19 protein-coding genes are annotated in these 24,137 nt (G+C 60.4%); 8 read left to right on the top strand and 11 right to left on the bottom strand.

What is annotated here, in order from left to right:
* Positions 1–32: 32 nt before the first annotated feature.
* The 5 genes from mrdA to recF form a co-directional block, all read right to left on the bottom strand.
* Positions 33–2,312, bottom strand: a complete 2,280-nt coding sequence (gene mrdA, locus ACILSI_RS03565) for a penicillin-binding protein 2 (protein ID WP_395720470.1) — start codon at positions 2,310–2,312, stop codon at positions 33–35.
* A complete protein-coding gene (locus ACILSI_RS03560; protein ID WP_395720469.1) occupies positions 2,302–2,916 on the bottom strand; it encodes a hypothetical protein in 615 nt (204 codons plus the stop codon). Before ACILSI_RS03560 ends, mrdA begins: the two co-directional genes overlap by 11 nt.
* Before the next feature lie 5 nt (positions 2,917–2,921).
* Positions 2,922–3,758 carry a rod shape-determining protein MreC gene (mreC, locus tag ACILSI_RS03555; RefSeq protein ID WP_395720468.1) on the bottom strand — a complete coding sequence of 279 codons (837 nt, stop codon included), beginning with the start codon at positions 3,756–3,758 and terminating at the stop codon, positions 2,922–2,924.
* Between the two features lie 76 nt (positions 3,759–3,834).
* Entirely contained in the window at positions 3,835–4,866 is a 1,032-nt protein-coding gene (locus tag ACILSI_RS03550; protein WP_395720467.1) for a rod shape-determining protein, read from the bottom strand.
* A 215-nt stretch (positions 4,867–5,081) separates the two neighbouring features.
* On the bottom strand, positions 5,082–6,152 hold the full coding sequence (gene recF / locus ACILSI_RS03545; RefSeq protein ID WP_395720466.1) for a DNA replication/repair protein RecF: 1,071 nt from the start codon (positions 6,150–6,152) through the stop codon (positions 5,082–5,084).
* A 50-nt stretch (positions 6,153–6,202) separates the two neighbouring features.
* On the opposite strand from recF, the gene hisS reads away from it, so the two are divergent.
* The 5 genes from hisS (at position 6,203) to ACILSI_RS03520 (ending at position 15,137) form a co-directional block, all read left to right on the top strand.
* Positions 6,203–7,510, top strand: coding sequence for a histidine--tRNA ligase (hisS, locus tag ACILSI_RS03540; RefSeq protein WP_395720465.1), 1,308 nt, complete (start codon positions 6,203–6,205; stop codon positions 7,508–7,510).
* A 49-nt stretch (positions 7,511–7,559) separates the two neighbouring features.
* Complete coding sequence (locus tag ACILSI_RS03535) at positions 7,560–12,968, top strand: PVC-type heme-binding CxxCH protein (RefSeq protein ID WP_395720464.1); 5,409 nt, start codon at positions 7,560–7,562, stop codon at positions 12,966–12,968.
* A gap of 105 nt (positions 12,969–13,073) precedes the next feature.
* A complete protein-coding gene (gene cyoE / locus ACILSI_RS03530) occupies positions 13,074–13,976 on the top strand; it encodes a heme o synthase (RefSeq protein ID WP_395720463.1) in 903 nt (300 codons plus the stop codon).
* Positions 13,977–13,988: 12 nt separating this feature from the next.
* Complete coding sequence (locus tag ACILSI_RS03525; protein WP_395720462.1) at positions 13,989–14,699, top strand: SCO family protein; 711 nt, start codon at positions 13,989–13,991, stop codon at positions 14,697–14,699.
* Between the two features lie 3 nt (positions 14,700–14,702).
* Positions 14,703–15,137 (top strand): DUF420 domain-containing protein, encoded by a 435-nt coding sequence (locus tag ACILSI_RS03520; protein ID WP_395720461.1) that lies wholly within the window; start codon positions 14,703–14,705, stop codon positions 15,135–15,137.
* A gap of 6 nt (positions 15,138–15,143) precedes the next feature.
* On the opposite strand, the gene ACILSI_RS03515 is transcribed toward ACILSI_RS03520, so the two are convergent.
* Positions 15,144–15,452, bottom strand: a complete 309-nt coding sequence (locus ACILSI_RS03515; RefSeq protein ID WP_395720460.1) for a putative quorum-sensing-regulated virulence factor — start codon at positions 15,450–15,452, stop codon at positions 15,144–15,146.
* Positions 15,449–16,495 (bottom strand): 3-deoxy-7-phosphoheptulonate synthase, encoded by a 1,047-nt coding sequence (locus tag ACILSI_RS03510; protein WP_395720459.1) that lies wholly within the window; start codon positions 16,493–16,495, stop codon positions 15,449–15,451. The genes ACILSI_RS03515 and ACILSI_RS03510 overlap by 4 nt, the downstream gene beginning before the upstream one ends.
* Before the next feature lie 391 nt (positions 16,496–16,886).
* Here ACILSI_RS03510 and ACILSI_RS03505 point away from each other — a divergent pair, with 391 nt between their 5' ends.
* Both ACILSI_RS03505 and ACILSI_RS03500 read left to right on the top strand, forming a co-directional pair.
* Positions 16,887–18,722 carry a serine/threonine-protein kinase gene (locus ACILSI_RS03505; RefSeq protein WP_395720458.1) on the top strand — a complete coding sequence of 612 codons (1,836 nt, stop codon included), beginning with the start codon at positions 16,887–16,889 and terminating at the stop codon, positions 18,720–18,722.
* Positions 18,723–18,729: 7 nt separating this feature from the next.
* Positions 18,730–19,461 carry an RNA polymerase sigma factor gene (locus tag ACILSI_RS03500; RefSeq protein ID WP_395720457.1) on the top strand — a complete coding sequence of 244 codons (732 nt, stop codon included), beginning with the start codon at positions 18,730–18,732 and terminating at the stop codon, positions 19,459–19,461.
* Between the two features lie 115 nt (positions 19,462–19,576).
* Here the strand turns inward: ACILSI_RS03500 and ACILSI_RS03495 are convergent, their stop codons facing one another.
* The 4 genes from ACILSI_RS03495 to ACILSI_RS03480 all read right to left on the bottom strand — a co-directional run bounded on the left by ACILSI_RS03495 (position 19,577) and on the right by ACILSI_RS03480 (position 22,934).
* On the bottom strand, positions 19,577–20,953 hold the full coding sequence (locus tag ACILSI_RS03495) for an APC family permease (RefSeq protein WP_395720456.1): 1,377 nt from the start codon (positions 20,951–20,953) through the stop codon (positions 19,577–19,579).
* A 110-nt stretch (positions 20,954–21,063) separates the two neighbouring features.
* Positions 21,064–21,444 (bottom strand): Hsp20/alpha crystallin family protein, encoded by a 381-nt coding sequence (locus ACILSI_RS03490; protein WP_395720455.1) that lies wholly within the window; start codon positions 21,442–21,444, stop codon positions 21,064–21,066.
* Positions 21,445–21,478: 34 nt separating this feature from the next.
* A complete protein-coding gene (locus ACILSI_RS03485) occupies positions 21,479–21,916 on the bottom strand; it encodes an Hsp20/alpha crystallin family protein (protein ID WP_395720454.1) in 438 nt (145 codons plus the stop codon).
* A gap of 241 nt (positions 21,917–22,157) precedes the next feature.
* Positions 22,158–22,934 (bottom strand): TerC family protein, encoded by a 777-nt coding sequence (locus ACILSI_RS03480; RefSeq protein WP_395720453.1) that lies wholly within the window; start codon positions 22,932–22,934, stop codon positions 22,158–22,160.
* Between the two features lie 86 nt (positions 22,935–23,020).
* On the opposite strand from ACILSI_RS03480, the gene ACILSI_RS03475 reads away from it, so the two are divergent.
* Complete coding sequence (locus tag ACILSI_RS03475) at positions 23,021–23,986, top strand: amidohydrolase family protein (RefSeq protein ID WP_395720452.1); 966 nt, start codon at positions 23,021–23,023, stop codon at positions 23,984–23,986.
* The last annotated feature ends 151 nt before the right edge of the window (positions 23,987–24,137 follow it).

The raw sequence follows: 24,137 nt of genomic DNA, 5'->3' as shown, positions 1-24,137 counted from the left end.
GGTGATGTGTCTCCCTGAAATGGTGCGGCTCTTCAGCGGAAGAGCTTGCGGAAAAATCCGCCGGCTGGGGCGGGTTCGGATGGTTTAGGTTCCTGGGAGCCACCTCGGTTGAAGATACCGGGACGGCGCACTGGCACGGCCTGGGGTACATTCTGCCCGGAGCTGCTTCCGGCCGATCCCGCTGAATCGGCCTTGCGGCGGATGTTGGGCGTCGCGTTCACACGCGGCGTCGCATCATCCACCGGTTCTGCGGAGGGCGCACCCGCGCCCACGTCGCCATCCTCATCCGTGTCGGGCACCAGTGGCACCCCAGCGTCGGCATATTGGACCTGTGAAACATGATTGAAATGGCCGGTGGCGGGCTCCATCGCGGCGATGGGAACCACATAGCCGTTCTCCAAGGCCAGGCACTGCTCCAGTACGCGGCGGGCGACGGGTGCGGCACAGCCACCGCCGGACTTCCCATTCTGCACCAGCACGCACACGGCGAATTTTGGATTCAGATAGGGGGCAAAGCTGATGAACCAAGTGTGGTTGTCATCCACCTTCACACCGCGCTCGTTGCGCCGCCAGTTCTGCGCGGTGCCGGTTTTGCCCGCGACCTCGATGCCGGTGATGCGGGCGGATTTGCCGGTGCCGCCTGGATCATTGACGACCTTCCACATGCCTTTGCGGATGAGCTCGATCTCCTCGGCGGTGACATTCGCGGACAAGTCGCCACGCAGGCTCGGCGGATTGTCGATCACCACTTTGTCGTTGTCCATGACACGCTTGAGCAGGTGAGGGTTCCAAGCTTTGCCGCCATTGGCGACGGTGGCGGTGACAGACGCCATTTGCAGTGGTGAGGCGAGGACCATGCCCTGTCCGATGGATGTGTTCGCGGTGTAACCGTCGCTCCAGCGCTCGGTGGGACGGTTGGCGCGCAACCAGTCCGGGTTGGGAAGGATGCCGGCTTTTTCATCCTCCAGTTCGATGCCGGTGCGCTCACCCACGCCGAGGATCTTGCCGACCTTGGTGATGTTGGCGATGCCCGCAGCATTGCCATAGCGATAGAAGAAGCAGTTGCAGGACTTCATGATGGCATCACTGAGGCCAATGGTGCCGTGCGAGCCTCCGTTCTGGCGCTGAATCCAGCACTGCATGGAAGTGTTCCCGTAAGTGACACTGCCGCTGCAGTTGAAACGGCTTTTTTGGATGCCAGCAAGACAGCCGGCGAAGGAGATCGGAATCTTGAAGGTGGAACCCGGCGCGAAGCCCTGCACCGCACGGTTGAGCAGAGGAACGGTTTTGCTTTCATTCAGAGCCACCCAGTCGGATTCCTGGATGCTGGGAATGAACTGGTTTTGATCGTAGGAAGGCACGGAGGCCATGGCCAGCACCTCTCCGGTGGCCGGGTCGATCACCGTCACCGCGCCGCGGCCGATTCCTCCGTCACGCAGCGCCTTGTCGGCGATGATCTGCATCCGCGCATCGAGCGTGAGGTAAACATCGTTGCCTTTGCGTGGCTCCTCATATTCCTCATGCACCTCGCCAACAGGCCGTCCGCGCTGGTCGCGCTGCATGACACGCACGCCGGGTTTGCCGCGCAGGTGAGCGTCGAAGCTTTTCTCCACGCCCGCGCCGCCGAAATCATCCGGCACATAATAGTCCCAGCCTTTGCGGTCCTCGGTGGAGGCTCGCTGATCATCCGGTAGCCGCACATAGCCGATGATGTGGCAGGCCAGAGCCTTGAGCGGATAAACACGCGAGGCGCGCTCGGCCACCGTGACGCCGGGCAGGCCGAGATTGTGCTCGGCGATGCGGCTGAACTCCGCGAAGGTCAGGTCGTCACGATACACCCACGGCACCGCGCCACCGAAGCTGCGGTAATGTACTCGCAGGGAGTCGGTGGAGTAGCCTTTGTCCACCCCCATCTCACGCATGCGCGCCGCGATGGTCTCCTCAAAGATGGCGTAGATGTCGAGCTCCGGCTTTTGTCGGCGGATGCCTCTTTCAACGACTTCAAACGTGACCTCAGGCAAGGGGGTTTTCTTTAGCTTGGCGACGCGCTTGTACTCCGTGACGACTTCCGCCAAATTGACGCGCACCTCGAAGCTGGCCTTGTTCGAGGCCAGCACCACGCCGTTGCGGTCTTTGATTTCGCCACGCGGGCCGGGAATGCGCGCACGTTCCTTTTTCGCGCCTGGGATCATCTTCACAAACTCCTCCCGGCGGTCGATTTGCAGCGACCACAGCCGGAATACAAGCAGCCCGAACCCGGCCAGGATGGCGAGGGTCAGCAGGTAGAGTCTGAAATGATATTTAACGACCATCGAAACGGTACCTCAGGCCATCGTATTTGATCTCGTAGCTCGACAGGCGGGCCAGCGAATAAAGCAGCAGAAAAATCAGCGGTGAGGCCAGCATCGCCAGCAGCGTGTCAGTGATCATCTTCGACCACACACCGCCTGGAAACTGCAGAGAGCCGCGCAGAAAGGTCATGATGAGAAATTGCGAAAGCAGCCACACAAACGTCGCCACTCCGACCATCAGCACAGGCAGTTCCAGACGTCCGCGTTTGAACAGAGGGCGGATGCCTTGCATCAAGGTGCCCAACATCCCGAACAGCACGATCGAGAGCCCGAAGGGCAGGGAATGACTGCCCGCGCTCAGCTCCGAGTCCGCGCCTGTGCCGAACAAGTCCTCCATGCCCGCCAGGCTCTCGGTCACTCCTTGCAGATGTCTTGCGTCCCAGATGAATCCGGTGATGAACGCCAGCACCAGCATCATGGAAAAAGGCGCGGCCACCGAGGCGCAGAAGAAAAAGACCGCCGGCAGGAACAGCGTGGCGTACTGCGCGATCTCCAGCCCTGGAATGAACTCCTGCACCATGAAGGTGAGGAGCAGCAGGATGATGGAGATCGGGTGAAACAGCATGGCGATCAGGGCTTGGCATTGGCCGGCGGCGCGGGCGCAACGGCCTGCATCTCGATCACAAAGACATGATCCAAGGTGGAGAAGTCAACGGCGGGCTCGACGATGGCCTCTCCAGAAATTTCCCGGTTTTCAAAACGCTTCACGCGCCCCAGCAGCAGGTCTGGCGGGAAGACGCCGCCCTCACCTGAGGAGTACACGGCTGCTCCAGCATTGATGTTGGCATTGCGGCTCAAAAAGCGCAGGTGCAGCTCTGGCCGCACCTCCAGCGCGGCGCGCTCGCCCGCCAGAATGCCCTGCTCCAGTGTTCCCTCCACCTTTGCGGAGACACGGCACATCTCGTCCGTCAAAAGAATCACCTTCGTCATGTGTGGCGCCAGTGTGGAAGTTTTTCCCACCAGGCCCACGGAGGTGATCACCGGGCTGTCTGTGCCGATTCCATCAAGCGACCCTTTGTCGATGATCAGGTTGTTCCACCAGGTGCTCGTGCTACGGCGGATCACCTTGGCCGCCGTCATTTTGAACGGCGCCGCCTGCTGAAATCCGACGATCTGCCGCAGCTTGGCGTTCTCCTCGATGATCTGATTGTATTTCTGTTGGACGATGCGCCCACGTTCCACCTGCACGCGCAGGTCGTCGTTTTCACGCTTCACCTCCGCCGCATTGACCTGCGGGGTTGTCACGGACTCAGCCGCAGTTTGCATTGCCGCGCTGGAATGAATGAACGGTGAGAGCAGGCTCAGCACGCGTGACTGAATCTGTCGCGTAGTCTCCGTGTCGAACATGAACACGGAGACCAGTCCTGCCACAAAGATGAGCAGCGCTAGGATGTTGAACTTTTTCATGCTGATCCTTTCCCCCGGGCCACCACACGCTTTGCCATGACATCTTCAGCAGCGCGTCTGCAGCCAGGAACGGGTGTCAAACTTCAGTGGTGCTCACCTTGCGCAGGAACTCGAGTTCGTTCAGCACACGTCCGGCTCCTTCACCGACGGCGCTGAGCGGATCTTCCGCCACATGCACCGGCAGCGCGGTTTCTTCCTGCAGCAGCTTGTCCAGCCCGCGCAGCAGCGCGCCACCGCCAGCCAGCATGATGCCACGGTCCACCAAGTCGGCGGAAAGCTCCGGCGGGCAGCGTTCCAGAGTCGTGCGTACCGCGTCGATGATCGCGTTGAGCGGCTCCAGCATCGCCTCGCGCACTTCCTGGCTCGTGATGGTGATCGTCTTCGGCAGACCGGCCACCATGTCGCGGCCTTTGACTTCCATCGTCGTCTCCTTGCCCAGTGGGAAAGCCGAACCAATGCGCAGCTTGATTTCTTCCGCCGTGCGCTCGCCGATCATGAGATTGTACGCGCGCTTCATGTAATTGATGATCGCCTCGTCCAGCTCATCGCCCGCCACCCGCACGCTGCGGCTGTAAACGATGCCGGAGAGAGAGATGATCGCCACCTCCGTCGTGCCACCGCCGATATCGACGATCATGTTGCCGGCCGCTTCCTGCACTGGCAGGCCCACGCCGATCGCGGCAGCCATCGGTTCCTCGATCAGATAAACTTCACGCGCCCCCGCCTGCTCCGCGCTTTCCTTCACCGCGCGCTTTTCCACTTCAGTGATGCCGGAAGGCACCGCGATCACCACACGCGGTCCGCGCATCTGGCGGCGTCCGCCCTGCACCTTGCGGATGAAGTGGCGCAGCATCGCCTCCGTCACACGGAAATCGGCGATCACGCCGTCCTTGAGCGGACGAATGGCCGTAATGCCACCTGGAGTTCGTCCGAGCATGCGCTTGGCATCATCACCCACAGCCACCACTTCATTGGTGCCGGTTTTAACCGCCACCACCGAGGGTTCTCTGAGGACGATGCCGTGATCTTTTACATAAACGAGGGTGTTTGCCGTACCGAGATCGATGCCGATGTCTTGGGCGACGAATCCAAAAAGTTTGCCGAACATTGAGAATGAGAAGGGAAAATGTTAAAAATAGAACAGGGTTGAAAGGCCAAATGCACCGCGGAGAATTCTAGCTTTTTTGAGAATCACGAAAAGCAACGCGGCGCAGTAAATTCTAACCCATATAAAACTAAAACCACCTGAAAAAGCGTCAAGAGAAGTTTCTAAGAGCTTAAAATTGAGGTTTTCAGGCCCTTTTCGGATGAAAACCGGCCTTTTCACCCCAAACCGCGCATCAGCGCCCCCTGCTCGACTCGATAAATGGCCCCGCTCGTCATTTCCGTGTCCGCCCAGTCGAGATGGGTTGTCGTGATGATTTTCTGCGTTCCTGGCGGCAGACAGGCCAGCAAAGCCCGCCGCCGGTGCGTGTCCAGCTCACCAAAAACATCGTCAATCAGCATCAAGGGAGCCTCGCCGCTCGATTTTTTCAGCACATGGGCCTGTGCCAGTTTCATCGACAACGCAAACGACCGCTGCTGCCCTTCCGAAGCGAACGTCGTCGCGTCGAGATCATTCAACCGCATCGCGATGTCATCACGATGCGGCCCAAAAGCCGTCGAGCGCAGGCGTGCTTCTTCATCGCGCATCGCAAGCAATGCCTCGAACAAACTCAGATCCTCATCACTCGTGCGCTTGAAATCAATTCGAACCTTTTCAGCACCATCACTCAATTTTGCATGCGCTGCGGCCACCTCGGGTTGCAAAGCCGCGCACAATTCCGCGCGTCTCTGCCACAGCACTTGCGCAAAACCATCCATCACTCGCGCAAACGCATCCGCCTGCTTCCACGCGATCACCGCGTCACGTTTCAGAACATAGTTTCGCCCACGCAGTGCCCGTTCATAACCACGCAGCGCATGCAGGTAGTCAGGAAACATCTGGCTCGCCGCGAAATCCAAAAAACGCCGCCGATGCTCCGCTCCACCGCGCAGCAGATTCATGTCGCGATGATCCATCCAAACCACGACACCTGATGCGGCCAGATAATCCGCCGATTTTCCACACGTCGTTCCATCCAGCGCGAGACGACGCGTCGTGAGTGATTGCGCGTGGCGCAGGCGCTTTCCATGCCATTCAGCCTCCACCAGGCATGTCGCAGCACCAAAGCGCACCAACTCGGCCCGGTTCGCTGTGCGCGGCGATTGCAGCCTCAGCAAGACGCACGCGGCTTCAATCAAAGACGTCTTCCCCTGCGCATTACGACCCACGAGCAGCGTCACATCGGGATGCAGTTCCACCTTCGCCTCGGCGAAGCAGCGGAAATCGCGCACAAACAGGTCGGAGAGCATAGGTGGGCCGCGCGGCGCAATTCCCGGTTGCGTTCCCGGTGCGTGCGAGGATGAATCGCACCCTTCTTATGGCCACCTTCCGCACCGTCAAAGGCTTTCGCGACTTCTTCCCCGAGGAATGCGCATTGCGTAACTTCATCTCCGATACCTGGCGCGTCGTCGCGCGTCGTTATGGCTTCGTCGAGTATGAGGCGCCCGTCGTCGAGAGCACTGACCTGTTTCGCAAAAAAAGCGGCAACGAGATCACCGCACAGCTCTTCTGCTTCCGCGACAAGGCCGACCGCGAGATCACGCTGCGCCCGGAGGTGACGCCGTCGCTCGCCCGCATGGCCACCGCACGTCAGCGCGACTTCAAGAAGCCCATCAAGTGGTTCCAAATCGGGCCCTGCTTCCGCTATGAGGAGCCGCAGGAGGGCCGCGGACGCGAGTTCATCCAGTTCAATGCCGACATCCTCGGCGACAGCGGCCCTGCCACTGCCGCGGAGCTCATCTCGCTGGCCATCGACACCATGCGCGAGTTTGGCGTGAGCGCCGACGACTTCATCATCCGCCTCAGCAACCGCGAGATCTGGAACGGCTTCCTCGCCGAGAAAAACATCGCCGCCGAGCACGCCACCGCCTTCCTCAGCATCATCGACAAGATCGAGCGTGCGAAGCCGGACGAGACTGAGAAAAAACTCGGCGAGATCGGCCTCACCACCGCCGAGGTCCGCGCCTTCATGGCCTCCACGGATGAAAATCACCCCGCCTTCGCCGAATTGAAGGCCAACCTCAGCGCCCGCGGCCTCTGGCAACACATCAAGATCGACGCCACCATCGTGCGCGGCCTCGCCTACTACACCGGCGTCGTGTTTGAGGTCTTCGATCTCAAGCACGGCCTCCGCGCCCTCGCCGGCGGCGGCACTTACGACAAACTGTGCGCCCTCATCAGCGATGGAAACGTCGATATGCCCGCCGCAGGCTTCGCCATGGGCGATGTCGTGCTCGGCATCCTGCTCAAGCGCACGCCCGGTGCGCAGATGAAGCTCACCAGCGCCCTCCTCGCCGCCAGCAGCATCGACGCCTTCGTCGTCATCGCCGATGAAGCCCAACGCCCACACGCCCTCGCCGCCATCCAGCAGCTGCGCGCTGCTGGTATGCGCATCGACTACCCCTTCGGCTCGCAAAAAGTCGGCAAACAATTCCAAGCCGCCGAAGACCGCAAAGCCCGCTTCGCCATCGTCTTCGGCGCTGAATATCCCGAGGTCATCGTGAAGAACCTTGTCGCACGCTCTCAGTCATCCTTGCCTGCGGCCAATCTTGTCGATGAAGTGCAGAAATTGCTTCTGGAACCTGTGATCGGTCCATTGATCGCCTAATCGAGGGGCAAACATGCGTGCCGCATGAGCGTTGGTTTGAGCCAACCTCATGAAGTCGCTTCTTTTTCTCCTCGGATTCGTCGCCCTCACTGCACACGCGCAACCCGTCTTCCGCGCCGGAGTGGCCACAGTGGACATCTCGCCGACGGAGTTCCCGCGCATCATCGCGGGCGGGTTTCTCGAAGGACGGGGCGAAAGGCTCGCGGACAAGCTCTTCGTGCGCAGTTTTGTGCTCGATGATGGGAAGATGAAGATCGCGTTCGCCATCGTGGACACATGCATGATGGAGCAGTCGCTCATCGATGAGGCCAAAGGCATCGCTGCGAAACAGTGCGGCATCCCGGTGGACCGCATGATGGTCAGCGCCACGCACACGCACTCCGCGCCGGCGGCGATGGGCTGCCTCGGCACGCGGAAGGACACGGTGTATGCGAAATTCCTCACGCCAAAGATCGCCGAGGCCATCGTGGCGGCGAATGCGGCGCTGCAACCGGCCCGCATCGGCTGGGGCTCGTTCGACGACTGGGAGCACACGCATAATCGCCGCTGGATTCGCCTGCCTGGCAAAGAGGTCGTCGATCCCTTCGGCCAGCCCACGGGCCGCGCAAACATGCATCCCGGCTACCTCAGCAAGGACGTCGTCGGCCCCAGCGGCCCGGTGGACCCGCAGCTCAGCGTCATCGCGCTGCAAACGCTCGATGGCAAACCGCTCGGCGTGCTCGCAAACTACTCGCAGCACTACTTTGGCACCGCACCGGTCTCTGCCGACTACTTCGGCCTCTTCTGCAAACACCTCGCCGCCAAACTGGGCCAGCAGGGCGATGGCAACGGCCCCTTCGTCTGCGCCATGAGCCAGGGCACCAGCGGCGACCAGATGTGGATGGACTACGGCGCGGAGAAAAAGACGATCACCATCGACACCTACGCCTCCGAGGTCGCCGACAGCGCGATCAAAGCCCTGCAAACCGTGACGTATGTCGATCACGCCCCGCTCGGCATGATCGAGAAGACCCTGGAGCTCAAGTATCGCGTCCCCGACGAAAAACGCCTCGCCTGGGCCCGCCTCATCGCCGCGAAGATCGAGAACGACGTGCCGAAGAACAAAGAGGAAGTCTATGCGAGAGAGGCGCTGATTTTGCATGAGCGGCAAAAGACCAGCGTGAAGCTCCAGGCGATACGGATTGGAGAACCCGGCATTGGCGAACTGAGCATCGCTACACTACCGAATGAAGTTTATGCTGTCACAGGACTGATGCTCAAGTGGTCGTCCCCATTCCAGAATCACTTCAACATTGAGTTGGCCAATGGTGCAGAAGGCTACATTCCACCATCTGCACAACATGAACTTGGTGGCTACACAACTTGGCCCGCTAGAACGGCAGGATTGGAAGTGGGCGCAGAAGCGAGTATTCGCGACGCGTTGCGAATCATGCTTCACGAACTCGATCTGGCTCCAGGACGCGGGCTCAGTGAAGATGCTCCGCCATACACGATGAAAGTTATCGAGTCGGATATGGAGCTATATCTCGATTTTCAGGATGGATTGTATGATTTGGGGGCTCGACACACCGGCGCAAAAACTATCGTCAAAGGGACGCATGCGCTTTGGCTGCCGGGTTTCAATGCTGGACTAGGTTACGGCGACGAATCCGCCCTCAAGCCTCAAGAAGTCCAGGTCCCTCGCGACAAGATCAACCGCGCCATCCACCTCGCTGGCGGACATCTTGAAACTTCAAACCTGAAACTTGGAACTCAGTCCTCCATCGCCCTCTGGTTCTGGCTCGGTCACGAAAGCGGCGCGAGTGATCGCACGGGCGAGTTGATCAACGCGCTGGGTGTCAGCTTGAAGGCGCATCAGTTCCCGGATCACACGGTGAGGCTCGAGTGGACCAAGGAGAGGGACTTGCCAAGTCCCCCCTCAAGCGCGGACTTGGCAAGTCCGGCTCCTTGTTTCGCCGACGACTGGCATTTCGCCGTGCTGATCCGCGATGGCGAAAACGTGCGCGTGCATCTCGATGGCTCCGAAAAGCCCGTTTTGACCGGAAAGGCCGGCAAAGCGGCCAACGAGGTGCTTTTTGGCCAAGGCCTCGAAGGTCGGCTCGACGAGATCACGATCTGGGATCGCGTCATCGAGCCATCACTCATCGCGAAGCTTTGGAACGTCTCGAAAGTGGGCGAGGAAAATGCCAAGCGGGCGGTTTCGCGGGCGGAGCGGAAGAAGCGGGCGCAGGTGCAGAGCTCGGCCTTGCTGAAGGCGCATGAGAACTGGTCCGCGTCGATGCGCTTCAAGAACACGAAGGCCAACAACGTCAGCGCCGTGACCGCCTACCTCATCTCACGCGGACCGAAGGGCGATCATCAGGCGCCGGGCGATCACCTCGGCATCGGCGGGAACTACAAGGACTCGTCGCCGGGCCGGTTGTTCGTCTTCAATGGTAACGCGGCCTCACAAATCGTGCGCGGCACGACCGTCATCGAACCGGGCACGTGGAATGACGTGAAGCTCGAGCGACTCGGCTCACGCGTGAAGGTCACGCTCAATGGCAAGGTGGAAATCGACGCCGAACTGCCCGTCACCGCGCCGGGCGCGAAGGAATTGTTCTTCGGCAGACGCTGCGATGACTTCGCGCCGCTGGAAGGCGAGTTTGAGAAGGTCGAGGTCGCCGGTTTGGAAAAACCCGCGGCACCTGCGCCCGCGCCGAAGATCGAACTGGCCTCGCAGCCGCTCTCCCCCGAAGAATCCGCGAAGAAGTGGCATGTGCGCGACGGTTACCGCATCGAACTCGTCGCGGCGGAGCCGGTGGTGCTCGATCCGGTCGCGTTTGATTGGGATGAGCAGGGCCGCCTGTGGGTCATCGAGATGGCGGACTACCCGCTCGGCATGGATGGCAATGGCAAGGCTGGCGGACGCGTCGTTCGGCTGGAGGACACGGATCGCGATGGCCGCTACGACAAGCGCCACGTCATCGTCAGCGACTTGAGCTATCCCACCGGCATCCTCACCTGGCGTGAAGGCGTCATCGTCACTGCCGCGCCGGACATCTTTTTCATTTCGCCCGATGGGACGAAGAAAGTGCTCTACACCGGCTTCAGCACCGGCAACCAACAACTCCGCGTGAACGGCCTGCGCTGGGGCATGGATGGCTGGGTGTATTGCGCCGCCGGTGCGCATCACGGCGGCTACAACAAAGGCACGCAAATCGAGTGCAAGCTCACCGGCGAGAAGATCGACCTCGGCAGCCGCGATTTCCGCTTCAAGCCGGACACGGGCGAGTTCGACCCGCAGAGCGGCCCCTCGCAGTTCGGTCGCGCTCGCGATGACTGGGGCCACTGGTTCGGCGTGCAGAACAGTTTTCCGCTCTGGCACTACGTCCTGCAGGATCACTACCTGCGCCGCAATCCGCACGTCATCCCGCCGGACCCGATCCATCAGCTCTTCCCGCGGAATCCGCCCGTGTATCCCGCCAGCAGCATGGAGAAGCGCTTCCACAGCTTCGACCAGGCCGGACGCTTCACCAGCGCCTGCGGCATCGAGGTGTATCGCGATCAGGTGCTCTTCAACGACAGCAAAACGCACGCCTTCACCTGCGAGCCCTTCCACAACGTCGTGCAGCATCACATCCTCGAAGACGACGGCGTCACCTTCAAAGCCGTGCGTGATCCCGCCGAGTCGAAGATGGACTTCCTCGCCAGCGAAGACCGCTGGTGCCGCCCCGTCATGGTCCGCACCGGCCCCGACGGCGCTTTGTGGGTTGCCGACATGTATCGCTACATGATCGAGCATCCGCAGTGGTTGCCGCAGAACGGCAAAGAGGAGCTCCTGCCGCACTACCGCGAAGGGGATGACAAGGGGCGAATTTGGAAAGTTGTTCGAGCTTCAGCTCGATCCGGAGCGAATGATTCGGCTAAAGCCGAAGCTACTTTTGCAAGCGCGAATGGTTGGTGCAGGGACAAGGCGCAGATGAAGGCGTTGTGGAGCAGAAAGTCTCCGACTTTTGACCCAGTCGCTTCCGGAGTTGGCACGATGCAAAGCGCGTGGGCTGCACTTTCTCTCGGCAAACTCAGTGCCTCGGACTGCCTTGTGCTGCTGAACGATGATTATGGAGAACAATCACGTGTTCGTGAACAAGCTCTCCAGATGGCAGAGAAGATTGATTGGAAGGGGGACGACATACGTCTGCTACAAATGGCGCTTGAAGCACGTCTTGAGGACAAGGATGCCAAAGTGCGGCTGCAACTGGCCTGCACGCTGGGTGAACTGAAATTTGAGTGGGTAGGCGATTTGCTGGTGGAGTTGCTGGATGCAGCTCCGGCAGGTTCACCGCTTCAAGGCGCTTCCATGAGTTCGGTGCTGCCGCACTTGGAGCGAGTTTGTGCATTGTTTCCTGAAGGTGGCGAACCAGAGAACAACAAAGCGATTGGAATGCTCTTCCGCTGCGCTTTGGCGACCAAGAACGAAAAAGCCATTTCTGCATTACTCTCACAAATAGAGGCCAAAATTCATTTCGAGGAGCTTCTGGCCGTCCTGGACGAGAAAAACCTCTCGCTGACGGATTTCGCGAAGCAGGTCACGGACGCAAAGGCGCGGGCGGCGGTCGATCAAATGGCGGCGAAGCTGCAACAGGCGGCGGAATCGCTCAAAACGGCTCCGACGATGGAATCGCTGGCTTTGCTGGCGACGGATCGCGGGCATCGCGAGACGGTGAAAGGCCTGCTGCCGGAGCTTTGGGCCAAAACGGGCGGCGCGGAGGTGCTGCGGCTCGTCGCGAAGCTGCAACCGAAGGGTGGCGAGCAGTTTTTGCTCGAAGGCTGGGACCAGCGCACACCGGCGCTGCGCACGCAGATTCTCGAAACGCTGCTCTCGAATGACGATTGGGCTCTGGCGCTGCTGAAACGGCCGGAGGCGAAGGCTTGTGATGCGGCGACGCGGGCGCGGTTGATGAAGCATCCGAAGAAAAACATCGCCAAGCTCGCGGAGAAGGTCTTCGCGGATGCCACCAGCGCCACACGCGCCGCGGTGGTGGAGAAGTTCAAACCCGCGCTCAAGCTCCGGGGCGATGCGGCACGCGGAAAGACCGTGTTCGCGAGTGTGTGCATCAGTTGCCACAAACTCGACGGCATGGGCCTCGAACTCGGCCCGGACCTGCGCAGCGTAGCGCAGCACGATGCCGAAAAGCTTCTCAACTCCATTTTGGACCCCAGCGCGATCATCGAGCCCGGTTTCATGGCGTATCACTGCACGCTGAAGAGCGGCGAGCAGCTTTATGGCGTGATCGCGACGGAGACGAGCGCGAGCCTGACGCTAAAGATGGCTGGAAACGTGACGAAGTCCGTGCTGCGGAGCGATGTGGCATCTTTGAAGAGCGCGGGCATTTCGCTCATGCCCGAAGGCCTGGAAGCCGCGATGACGCCGCAGTCGCTGGCAGATTTGATCGCGTATTTGAAGCTGGTGCGATGATGCGGCGCGATTTCGCGCCTGCCATGCATGATTCAGGGTTCAAATTGAGGTCGAGAGGACATGCGGCTTGCGATGAGGCCAAGTCTTTCGCATTGTCCGCTCTCCATGACCACCCGCGACCTGCTGACCCTGACGAAATTCCGCCTGAGCGCGCTCGTTATTGTCACGACATTTGTGGGCTTCTGGCTGCGAGCGCCGCACGGCTTCGACTTTTGGCTGCTGTTTCACACGATCATCGGCAGCACGCTGGCGGCGTTTGGGGCAGCGGTGTTCAACCAACTCATGGAGATCGAGCCCGACTCGCGCATGCAGCGCACGGCGGACCGGCCGCTGCCCTCAGGCCGTGTGAGTCCTTCTGCCGCGTTTGGCATCGGCTGGTTGCTGAGCGCCTGGGCGCTCATTCATCTGACGATTCGCGTGAACATGGAGGCTGCGGCACTCACGGCGCTCACGCTGGCCGTTTATCTGTTCATCTACACGCCGCTGAAGCGTCAAAGTGCCACCAACACACTCGTAGGCGCTGTTTCGGGGGCTTTGCCGCCGCTGATCGGCTGGGCGGGTGCCGCCGGGCCTCTACCTGCGGGCTCGGCACCGCATTTTCGCTGGGATTTGATGCTCGAACCGGGCGCGATCTATCTCTTTCTGCTGCTGTTCCTCTGGCAGCTCCCGCACTTCCTGGCCATCAACTGGATGTATCGCGATGAATACCGCAAAGGTGGCTTCGTGATGTTGGCGAACGACGATGAACTCGGCGCACGCACCTCGCAACATGCACTGGCCTATGCCATCAGCACGGTGCTGCTGATGTTTTACCCGGTGTATGCCGGAGCGGCGCACGCTTGGTGGTTTTTACCGCCGGCGCTGCTGCTCAGCGGCTGGCTGTGTGTGCTGGCGTTGCGGTTTAACCGCCAGCCGGAGCGCCTCACTGCTCGTAAACTTTTCTTCTGTACGCTGATGTACCTCCCGGCCATTCTGCTCGTATCCATCCTCGCCTGGAAGCGCGCGTAACACGCCCCTGACATGAACGAATCTCCCACCAAGCCCAAACTCAGCCCCTGGACCATCTGGGCACCCGTCATCATCGCCGTGCTCGGCATCGTCGTTTTTTACAACTACCTCATCTACCGCTCACGCATCGACAATGACGTGAGCCGTCCGCCGATCCTCGGTCGTCTCGAAAAAGATCTCGAACTCACCGAGCGCAGCGGCAAGAAGGTCCATCTGGCGGATTTGAAGGGTAAGGTGCTCGTCATCTCCTGGGTCTTCACCCGCTGTCCGCGTGGCTGCGCTGCGGTGATAGCTAAATTGAAGAAGTTGCACGAGGAGTTCGGCAGCGAGCCGGGTCTGCACTTCCTCAGCTTCACGCTGGATGCCGATGACACGCCCGAGATGATGAAGAAGTTCGCCAGCGGCCTTGGCATCGCGGATGACGCCAATTGGTGGTTCCTCAACGGCGAAAAAGACGCCGTGCGCAAATTCATGACCAGGCAGGCGCAGTTCCGCCCGGTGCAGGACATGCCGGAGAAGGACCGCCTCTCGCCCGATGACAAGTACATCCATGATCTCCGCGTCGCCGTCATCGACCACGTCGGTCATGTGCGCAGTCTGGCTGACATTTTGAATCCCGATCCCGAGTTCGCGAAGTTCTGGGATGAAAAGCTGCGCAAAGACCTGCGCTACCTGCTCAACGAGCAGAAAAAGACCCCCTACAAGCCTGCTGACGCGAAATAAGCCATGACAGTCCTCGAACTTCCGAAGCTCTACACGCTCTTCAACGCTGCCGCGTTGCTGCACATCATCCTCGGCTTGGTGATGATCAAGATCGGCCAGAAGAAGCCGCACATCGTCAGCATGGTGATCGCCTTGCTGTTTTCGACGGCATTTCTCGGCTGCTATCTCTATTACCACTACCATGCGGGCCATGTGAAATTCGCCGGCACTGGCATCACGCGTCCGATTTACTTCACGATACTCTTCACGCACATCCCGCTGGCCATTCTTAACCTGCCGATGATCATCATGACGGTCGTACCGGCGGTGAGGCATCGCTTCGACAAGCACAAGCGCATGGCGAAGTGGACCGTGCCCATCTGGCTCTACGTCTCCGTCACCGGCATCATCGTTTATTTGATGTGCTACGTCTGGTATGGCCCGCCGATTCGCGGTTAAACGAGGTCACTCCTCAAACTTCCACGACTTCCGTTTTGCTGGCTTGAGGTCAGTGCGGCCATGACGCTTGCGAAAGACATCAAACACAATGTCAGAGCCGTCCGCCTTCATTTGGTGAACCATGCGCAGCAGCTCGCCGAGCCGGCCTTTCGGAAAACCAGCTTTGTTCGCGAACCAGCCGAGGTATTCCGCCGGGATGTCGTAGATGGGCACGCCATTCGGCGGAAAATGCTGCGGTCCGTATTTGCCGAAGGGCATGAACGTTCGCCCGATCTCTTCGAGATCTGCCCGCATGCGTTCGGCGAGGTCGTTCATGGCTTCAGCGCCTCATGCGCTTCGCGCAATAGCGCTGCTGTTGTGTCCCAGTCGATGCATGCATCCGTGATGGACTGGCCGCGCAAGAGTTGATCGAGCGGCTGCGGGAATTTCTGGCTGCCACCGACGAGGTTGCTTTCCAGCATCGCGCCGATGATGGCTTTCTGCCCTGCGGCACGCTGGCGCACGATTTCGCGGAAGACATCCGGCATGCGGCGGTGGTCCTTGGCGCAGTTGCCGTGGCTGGCGTCGATCATGATCGCGGGCTTGAGTTTCGCGGCTTCGAGGCCGTCGATGGTTTCCATGACATTGTCCGCGCCGTAGTTCGGTCCGCTTTCACCGCCACGCAGGATGATGTGGCAGTCGGGATTGCCGCTGGTGGTCACGGCTGAGGCCACACCGTCCTCACTCACGCCGAGGAAGGTCTGCGGCTGCATCGCGGCTTTAATCGCGTTGATGGCGGGCGTGATGTGCCCAAACGTGCCGTTCTTGAAGCCGAGCGGCATCGACAAACCAGAAGCCATCTGGCGATGTGTCTGCGACTCCGTGGTGCGTGCCCCGATGGCGCTCCAACTGATCAAATCGGCGATGTACTGCGGGGTGATGGGATCCAGCAGCTCCGTGGCTGTTGGGAGACCGAGATCGAGCATGTCGCGCAGAATTTTCCGCGCGAGGCGCAGGCCGTCCGGGATGTTGCAGGTGCCGTCGAGGTCCGGGTCCATGATGAGCCCCTTCCAGCCGACGGTGGTGCGCGGTTTCTCGAAATAAACCCGCATGACGATGCAAAGCCGGTCTTTCAAATCCTGCGCCAATGCGGCAAGCTTCCTCGCATACTCCAAACCGGCCTCCGGGTCATGAATCGAGCACGGACCGAGCACGACGAGGAATCGCGCGTCTTTGCCGAAGAGTATGTCGCGGATTTCGCGGCGTGATTCAGCGATGAAAGCCGTTTGCGCCTCCGTGGGAGCGATTTCAGCCACCATGGAGCGCGGCGATGGCAGCGCGATGTTCGAGGCGATGTGGAGATTGGCGGTCTGGCTCATGTGTGGAGTCTTTCTGTGCAACAAGGAGAGGGACTTGCCAAGTCCCTCCGGCTCCTGCGGCACTTGGCAAGTGCCGCTCCTTGGGATAGCCCAGAGATAGAATGGCTTCACAAACAAAACCACGGCAGCGCGGTGATTTGCTGATGAAGCTGCATGGGATGCGGTGGTGAAGGCTGTTTTGGCGTAGGCGTGCTCGAGCGCAGCGCGGCGGTGCATAGCTCCGAGAAAAAGTTTGGATAATTTCCGGGTTGGCAGTAACCGGGGTTCCAAAACGGCTCAGGAACCCGGCACCATGACAAATCCGCACTCATCATCCTGTCCGAAATGTGGAACCGCCATCCCGGAGGGCGCACCGCAAGGCCTTTGCCCGAAGTGTGTCCTGCTGGACGTGATGATGGCCACTCAATCAGCGGCTCCTCCGTCGAAAAAAACGGCTCACCCCTCTGTGGCGGAGCTGGCCGTGCATTTTCCAGAGCTCGAGGTGCTAGAACTGATCGGAGCCGGTGGCATGGGTGCGGTTTACAAGGCTCGGCAGCCCAAGCTGGACCGGCTGGTGGCACTGAAAGTCCTTTCGAATGATCTCGCCGACGATCCGGCGTTCGCGGAACGATTTGATCGCGAGGCACGCCTGCTGGCGCGGTTGCATCATGCGAACATCGTCACCGTGTTCGATAGCGGTCTTGCGGGGCCTTTTGCGTATCTGCTGATGGAATTCGTGGATGGCGTGAACCTGCGTCAGGCGATGCGTGCGGGCCGCTTCACGCCGCCGGAGGCGCTGGCGCTGGTGCAGGACATCTGCGCGGCGCTGAAGTTCGCGCATGAGCAGGGCATCCTGCATCGCGACATCAAGCCGGAGAACATCCTCATCGACTCGCGCGGTCAGGTGAAGATCGCGGACTTCGGCATCGCGAAGCTCACCGGCGAGGACGGCAAGGATCAGCTCACCCTCACGCAGCGCGGCTTCGTGCTCGGCAGCCCGCATTACATGGCGCCGGAGCAGTTGGAGTCGCCCGGAGACGTGGATCAGCGTGCGGACATCTACTCGCTCGGCGTGGTGCTCTATGAGCTGCTCACCGGCGAGCTGCCGCTGGGCCGCTTCGCACCGCCATCGAAGAAGTCCGCTGTGGACGCACGCATTGATGAGATCGTCATGCGCACTCTCGAGCGAGAGCGCGAGCGGCGCTTCCAGACGGTGGATGAGGTGAAAACACAGGTCGCGGCAGCTTCTGAGCCGGGAACGCGTCCGGCTCAGGACTCGCCTGCTGAGAGCCCGGTCATTCGCTCTGGAAATACGGCGCGTTTTGCGACTGTGGCGGCCATATGCGCCACGCTCAGCCTGATCCCGGCCTTTCTTGTCGGCTTCGTGCTGATGCACAGCCAAAAAGTGAATGCCCCTCCTCTGATCGTTATCTTGTGGTTGCCGCTCGTGATCCTGGCCGGGCTTGGAATCGGGTTTGCGACGCGGTCGATGCGCCAGATCCGCGAATCGGGAGGAAGACCGCCAGGCACCAAGAGGGCCAAGTTTGCCGCCCTCATGTGGCCTTGGCTGTTAATCGTGTTCATGTTCGGCGCGGGCCTATTCACGCTGTTTGACGTTAACGTCCTCGGCATGAAGTGGAAGCTTCCGGTGGCCCTGTTGCTCATCGCGAGCACTGTGCTGGGCATTGTGATGAACGCTCAGATTTCCCGCTGGTTGAAGGAAGCACGCTCAGCGAAGATTTCCGGACACGTGTGGCGATTCGTTTTCGCGGCCTTGATCGCGCTGACCTGTTTGCATCATTACGGCAAGCAAAGGAATCTGGCCTGGGAGGACTACCAGAAAGAGAATAGTGCCGGGTTGAATGTGAAGATGACCATCGGTGCCGGGACCACGCTCCACTTCAAGGTCATTCGCGTGGATGCGGAGGGCAAGGAAACGCCTCTCGAACTGCAAAGCTCGCTCAGTGCGCCGGATGACCAACACCTGCATACCACTCTGGAGGTCGGCTTGACTGACCGATGGAAAAAAAGTGACCGCCAGAAGCTCACCGCGGTCTTGCCAGGTCTTCATGGGGACAAGTATTCGCGCTCCGTTTACCTCGACGACATCTGGGAGGTCAGCCGTGTTGAAGAAGGAACTGAATCGACCGGTGATCAGCGTTTTGAACTGGCCACGCGGCATGACTGGATGGGCAGAAAGCGGGAGACGCTTTACATCGAGACTTCCCACACCAAGAAACAGCCCTGAACCTGACATGAGCCTCGCTTCCGCCGATTCCGCCTTTCACAGCACGCGCTGGACGCTCGTGCTGCGATCGCGTGGCAATGCGCCCGAGGCACGCACCGCGCTCAGCGAGCTGTGCGAGGTGTATTGGGCTCCGGTGTTTCGTTTTCTGCGCAGCGAAGGCCGCAGCGACGACGACAGCCGCGAGCTGGCGCAGGAGTTCTTCGCTCGCCTGCTCGCACGCGGCGGTTTCGACGGTGCCGATCCGGCGAAGGGGCGCTTTCGCTCCTACCTGCTCGGGGCGCTGAAGCACTTCCTCGCCGAACGCCGCCGCAATGAAGGCCGGGAAAAGCGCGGTGGAGGTGCCGTGGTGGAATCGCTTGATGCCACCACGCACGACACGGCACCCGGATTGCAAATCGCCGATGCCAGCACCGCGATTAGCGACAGGCACTTCGACCGCGAGTGGGCCTTTGCCGTGATGGATCGCAGTTTGAAGGCCGTGCAGGAGGACTTTGAACAAGCAGGCAAGGCCGCTCACTTCGAGGTGCTGAAACCCTGGCTCGTGGGCGACACCGACAATTTGTCCCAAGTGGATGCCGCTGCCCGGCTCGGCATCACTACCGGCGCAGTGAAAGTGATGATTCACCGCCTGCGCAAAACGTTCCGCTCCGCCGTGGAAACCGAAATCGCCGAGACCGTGCCCGACGCTACTGAGATCGGCGAAGAGCTTCGTTACTTGATCGAAGTTTTGTCGATGTAAACCTCCTGAACTGACTTCTACTCGCTAAGCGGCGGCAGAGTTCGGTTTGGAAGTAGCTGCAGCTTTCGTCTTGGACGTCGAGCCAGATGACGTCACCGAGGTTTCAATGGACGACTTATTCCACCACCACCGGGTTCTTCGGCTTGAGCGCAAAATAGAGCACCACGCTGATCAAAATGATGGCACCGGCGATGAGCGGGGCGGGGCGTTGGGCGTGGTCGGCGCTGGTGATGGCGCTCTGCACGCGGACGATGATCAGCATGGCGCAGACGAGCGCGCCGAAGATGGGAACGAGGAGCGGCGGCTCGAATCCGCCGCGTGGCTCGCCGGGACGGAGTTTGAGGACGACGAGGGAGATGTTCACCGCCGTGAACACGATGAGCAGCAACAGCACGGTGGACTCCGCGAGCTGTTTCACGCTGCCGCTGAGGATGAGCAGCGAGACGATGCCAAAGAGCACGAAGACGGCGATGTGCGGGCTTTTGCGCACGGGATGCACGGTGCCAAGCACGGCGGGCAGCAGGCCCTGGCGGCTCATGCCGTAGAGCAGGCGCGAGCCCATGAGGTAATTCAGCAGCGCGGTGTTGCCGATGGCGAAGATGGTGATGGCTCCATAGACCGGTTTGATGCCGGTGAACCACGGCGCGGCACGACGGGCCACTTCCATGAGCGGCGCGTCGCTTTTCGCCAGCTCCTGCCAGGGCACGACGGACACGGCGGTGATCGCCACGGCCATGTAGATGCAGGTGGCGAGGATCATCGCGCTGATGAGGCCGAAGGGGACGTTTTTGGCGGGATTTTTGACTTCCTCGCTCACGTTGAGAATGTCCTCGAAGCCGATGAAGGAGTAAAAGGTGAGCACCGCGCCCTGCATGATCAGCGCAAAGGTGATGCCGGAGCCGACGCCGCCTGCTGCTGTGTCGCCGGGTGATTGAAAGTAGTCCACGCTGCCCCAGTAGCGCACGCCGACGGCGATGATGAAAAGGAGCCCCGCCGCCTCAATGACGGTGCAGAGGATGTTCAGCCACATGCTCTCGCGAATGCCGCGATAGATGACGCAGCCGACGAGAAACACGACGCCGATGGACATGAGCTTGATGCTGGTGGGGTCCAGACTCCAGGCGAAGAGTTCTTTGACCTGGCCGACGATGGCTTGCGAGCCGGTGGCCATGCTCGTGAGACCGCTCATCATCACGGCGATGCCGATGACGTAGCTGAGTAGAGGTTTGCGCAGCCCGCGCTGCGTGACATAGGCCGCGCCGCCTGCTTTCGCGTAGCGTCCGCCGACGCAGGCATATGAGAGGCCGGTGAGCATCGCGCCGATCATCGCCATGAGGAAGGCGAGCCATACCGCGTTGCCGAGCCCGGCGGCCGCTTTGCCGATCAACGCATAAATGCCGGCGCCGAGCATGGAGCCGAGGCCGTAAAACATGATCTGCCAGCCGCCGATGGTCTGAGCGAGGGCCGGTTGCGAGGAGGATTTGTCAGGCATGACTCGCTACTAGCCGAGATCGTGCCGGGCGGGAAGGTAAAAAAGAAGCCGCCCGCATCCCCTGTTTTGGCGATGCGGACGGCGCTGGAGTTGTTTTGAGAAGCGCTGGTTTACAGCACGGGAATCTGGCGCGGTTTTGCCACTTCCTTGAGCGGCAGGCGCAGGGTGAGCACGCCGTCTTCGAGCTTCGCGGTCATCTTGTCTTCTTCCACCGGCGTGTTGAGGCGCAGGCGGAGGAGATAACTCAGAGGGGAAAGCTCGCGGTGGAGGGCTTTCATGCCTTCCGGCACGGTGGTGTTGCGCTCGCCGCGGACGGTGAGGATGTTGTCCTCAAGGTCGAGCTTCACACCGCTTTTTGGCACGCCGGGCATTTCGACGCGGACTTCATAGGCCTCGGCGTTGCCGTTGACGTTGTAGAGCGGCTTGCGCAGCGATTCGGTGACGCCGGAAGTGGCGGAAGCGGAGGTGCGGGGGGAACAAGTGGCATTCATGATGTGTGATGAGTGAAGATTTGGCGGTGATGAGTTAATTGAGCGCGATGGTGCGGGGTTTGCGGTGCTCGGCTTTGGGCAGCGTCACGGTGAGGATGCCGTCTTCGAGTTTCGCGGCGATGGCTTCGACGTTGACGCCATCGGGCACGGACACGGAGCGGGTGAGGCTGTAGGAGCTTTCGTTGTCGCCGTCCTTCTCCCGCTTTTCAGCGGAGACGGTGAGCAGGCCGTTGTTCAGCTCGATTTTCACGTCTTCTTTCTTCAGGCCGGGCAGCTCAAAGCTGGCGAAGTAATTGTCTTTGTCTTCGTGGACATCGACAGCCAGTTTGTCACCGGACACGCCGGGGAAGACTTCGCCGAGGTTGTTGATGAAGTGGCTCAAGGATGGCAGTCCGGCAAACGGATGACGGAACCACTCGTCAAAGTCGGAGACTCGGCCGAGGCTGGAGGGATTGGTACGGATGAGTTTCATGGTCTGGATGGGTTGGGTTCGAGTTTTGGGTTGGAATTGAGTTCCGCCCAATAACCATGCATCAGCCGTGCCAAACCATGCCAAGCGCGCTGGAAGCCTTGATTTCACGAGGCTTTAGCGTGTTCACACCTCTTTGCAGCTCTCTTTAAGACACGGCTCAGAGTGCCAAAAATGGCCGGTTCGCGGCACAGCGTTGTGCCATTTTTGCCAATCCAGCCGACAAAGACCGGCCGGGCTTTTTTTAATGTCCGGCAGCCGCCTTGGCCGCCGCCCGCTTCTTCATGCGGATGTTCAGCATCTCGACGAAGATGGAGAAGGCCATGGCAAAATAGACGTAGCCCTTCTCGAAGTGAACGTGGAAGCCCTCGGCGATCAGCGTGGTGCCGATGAGCAGCAGGAAGGACAGCGCCAGCATCTTCACCGTCGGATGGGCGCTGATGAAGTCGCTCACCGAACCGGCAAACACCATCATGAAACCGACGGAGATCATCACCGCGATGATCATGACCATGATGTGATCCGCCATGCCTACGGCCGTGATGACGGAGTCGAGCGAGAAGACGATGTCGAGGATCGCGATCTGCACGAGGATGGCTCCCAGCGCGGCCCTGGCTTTGGTGGTCTTTTCCTCTTCGGCATGCCCTTCCACCTTGTGGTGAATTTCCGTTGTCGCCTTGTACAGCAGGAACAGGCCGCCCAGGATCAGGATCAAGTCCTTGCCGGAAATCTGATGCCCAAACAGCGCAAACAGCGGATTCTTGAGCTGCATGACCCACGAAATCGACAGCAGCAGCAGGATGCGTGTGACCATCGCAAAACCGAGGCCCAGGAAGCGGGCGCGGGGCCGCTCCGCCACCGGCAGCTTGTCCACGAGGATCGAGATGAAGACGATGTTGTCGATGCCCAGGACGATCTCCATGACCGTGAGCGTCAGTAGCGCGATCCAGGCCTCCGGGCTGTTGATCCAGGAGAAATCGAAGAAATTGACGGCGAGCAGGGGATTGAGGGCGAGTTCCATGAGCGGCGCGGAGAGTAGTCGAAAAGGCCGAATCAGCAAATGCCGGTGAAATGATCGCGCAAATGGGCGTACAGCCTTCCCACACCATGAACCGCCGCCAGTTCCTCCAAACCACGTCCGCTGCCGCTCTGACCTCCTGTTCCACGCTCAGCAGCCCGCCTGACGCGCTGATCATCGACACCCATCAGCATCTTTGGGACCGGTGGGTTTTGAACCTCCCCTGGCTCGGCGGTGCGCCGGAGGTGCTGCGGCATGACTTTCTGACCGCCGACTATGTGAAGGCCAATGCGGGCCTGAACGTGAAGGCGATCTACATGGAGGTTGATGTGGCTCCAAGTGACCACATCAAGGAGGCCGATGCCATCATGGCCCAATGCCGCGCTGGAAACACGCCCACCATCGCCGCAACCATCGGTGGTCGGCCCGCGTCGGATGAATTCGAGAGCTATGTGAAGCGCTACGCGGGCAACGGCGTCGTCAAAGGCCTGCGCCAGGTGCTTCACGGCCCCTCCACGCCAGCCGGTTTCTGTTTGAGCCAGGATTTCGTGCGCGGTGTGCGCACGCTCGGCAAACACGGCCTCAATTTCGAGCTCACCATGCGCCCCACCGAACTGAAGGACGGCGTGAAGCTCATCCAGCAGTGTCCGGACACGCGTTTCGTGCTCGACCACTGCGGCAACGGCGATCCCAAGGCCTTTAACCCGAAGCTCGGCCCCGGTTTGAAGCGCAGTTGCACCGCCGACGAGTGGAAACGCGGCATCGACGCCGTCGCCGCGCAGCCCGGTGTGATGTGCAAGATCAGCGGCATCGTTGCCTTCGTCCCGCCGGGGAAATGGCAGGCGGAAGACCTCGCGCCCGTCGTGAACCATTGCCTTGATGCCTTTGGCCCCAATCGCGTTTTCTTCGGCGGTGACTGGCCCGTCTGCCTGCTCGGCAGCCCCGTCCGCGGCTGGGTGGACGCGCTGAAGCAGATCGTGTCATCGCGTCCCGTCAGCGAGCAGCGGAACCTGTGGTCGGGGAATGCGATCCGGTTTTACGATTTGAAAGTCTGAGTGGCGGGTGTGTAGGTCGGACTCGCGAAGAGTGAAGCCCAACGGCCTTCCAAAAACGACAACGGGGACAAGGCATCAAATCGCCTTGGAGCCCTTATTCTATCAGGTTCCCATGCTGTTCCGGGAGTCTTGGTTGACAGCTCAACCGAGG

This window comes from Prosthecobacter sp., from assembly GCF_044232965.1.
Classification (GTDB): domain Bacteria; phylum Verrucomicrobiota; class Verrucomicrobiia; order Verrucomicrobiales; family Verrucomicrobiaceae; genus Prosthecobacter.
The sequence above is the reverse complement of the archived record's forward strand: the minus strand, read 5'-3'. Positions and strand labels throughout refer to the sequence as shown.

Bases quoted from the DNA above. Each gene is read 5' to 3' on its own strand.
- mrdA (WP_395720470.1), bottom strand. From the start codon at position 2,312: ATGGTCGTTAAATATCATTTCAGACTCTACCTGCTGACCCTCGCCATC.
- ACILSI_RS03560 (WP_395720469.1), bottom strand. From the start codon at position 2,916: ATGCTGTTTCACCCGATCTCCATCATCCTGCTGCTCCTCACCTTCATG.
- mreC (WP_395720468.1), bottom strand. From the start codon at position 3,758: ATGAAAAAGTTCAACATCCTAGCGCTGCTCATCTTTGTGGCAGGACTG.
- ACILSI_RS03550 (WP_395720467.1), bottom strand. From the start codon at position 4,866: ATGTTCGGCAAACTTTTTGGATTCGTCGCCCAAGACATCGGCATCGAT.
- recF (WP_395720466.1), bottom strand. From the start codon at position 6,152: ATGCTCTCCGACCTGTTTGTGCGCGATTTCCGCTGCTTCGCCGAGGCG.
- hisS (WP_395720465.1), top strand. From the start codon at position 6,203: ATGAATCGCACCCTTCTTATGGCCACCTTCCGCACCGTCAAAGGCTTT.
- ACILSI_RS03535 (WP_395720464.1), top strand. From the start codon at position 7,560: ATGAAGTCGCTTCTTTTTCTCCTCGGATTCGTCGCCCTCACTGCACAC.
- cyoE (WP_395720463.1), top strand. From the start codon at position 13,074: ATGACCACCCGCGACCTGCTGACCCTGACGAAATTCCGCCTGAGCGCG.
- ACILSI_RS03525 (WP_395720462.1), top strand. From the start codon at position 13,989: ATGAACGAATCTCCCACCAAGCCCAAACTCAGCCCCTGGACCATCTGG.
- ACILSI_RS03520 (WP_395720461.1), top strand. From the start codon at position 14,703: ATGACAGTCCTCGAACTTCCGAAGCTCTACACGCTCTTCAACGCTGCC.
- ACILSI_RS03515 (WP_395720460.1), bottom strand. From the start codon at position 15,452: ATGAACGACCTCGCCGAACGCATGCGGGCAGATCTCGAAGAGATCGGG.
- ACILSI_RS03510 (WP_395720459.1), bottom strand. From the start codon at position 16,495: ATGAGCCAGACCGCCAATCTCCACATCGCCTCGAACATCGCGCTGCCA.
- ACILSI_RS03505 (WP_395720458.1), top strand. From the start codon at position 16,887: ATGATGGCCACTCAATCAGCGGCTCCTCCGTCGAAAAAAACGGCTCAC.
- ACILSI_RS03500 (WP_395720457.1), top strand. From the start codon at position 18,730: ATGAGCCTCGCTTCCGCCGATTCCGCCTTTCACAGCACGCGCTGGACG.
- ACILSI_RS03495 (WP_395720456.1), bottom strand. From the start codon at position 20,953: ATGCCTGACAAATCCTCCTCGCAACCGGCCCTCGCTCAGACCATCGGC.
- ACILSI_RS03490 (WP_395720455.1), bottom strand. From the start codon at position 21,444: ATGAATGCCACTTGTTCCCCCCGCACCTCCGCTTCCGCCACTTCCGGC.
- ACILSI_RS03485 (WP_395720454.1), bottom strand. From the start codon at position 21,916: ATGAAACTCATCCGTACCAATCCCTCCAGCCTCGGCCGAGTCTCCGAC.
- ACILSI_RS03480 (WP_395720453.1), bottom strand. From the start codon at position 22,934: ATGGAACTCGCCCTCAATCCCCTGCTCGCCGTCAATTTCTTCGATTTC.
- ACILSI_RS03475 (WP_395720452.1), top strand. From the start codon at position 23,021: ATGAACCGCCGCCAGTTCCTCCAAACCACGTCCGCTGCCGCTCTGACC.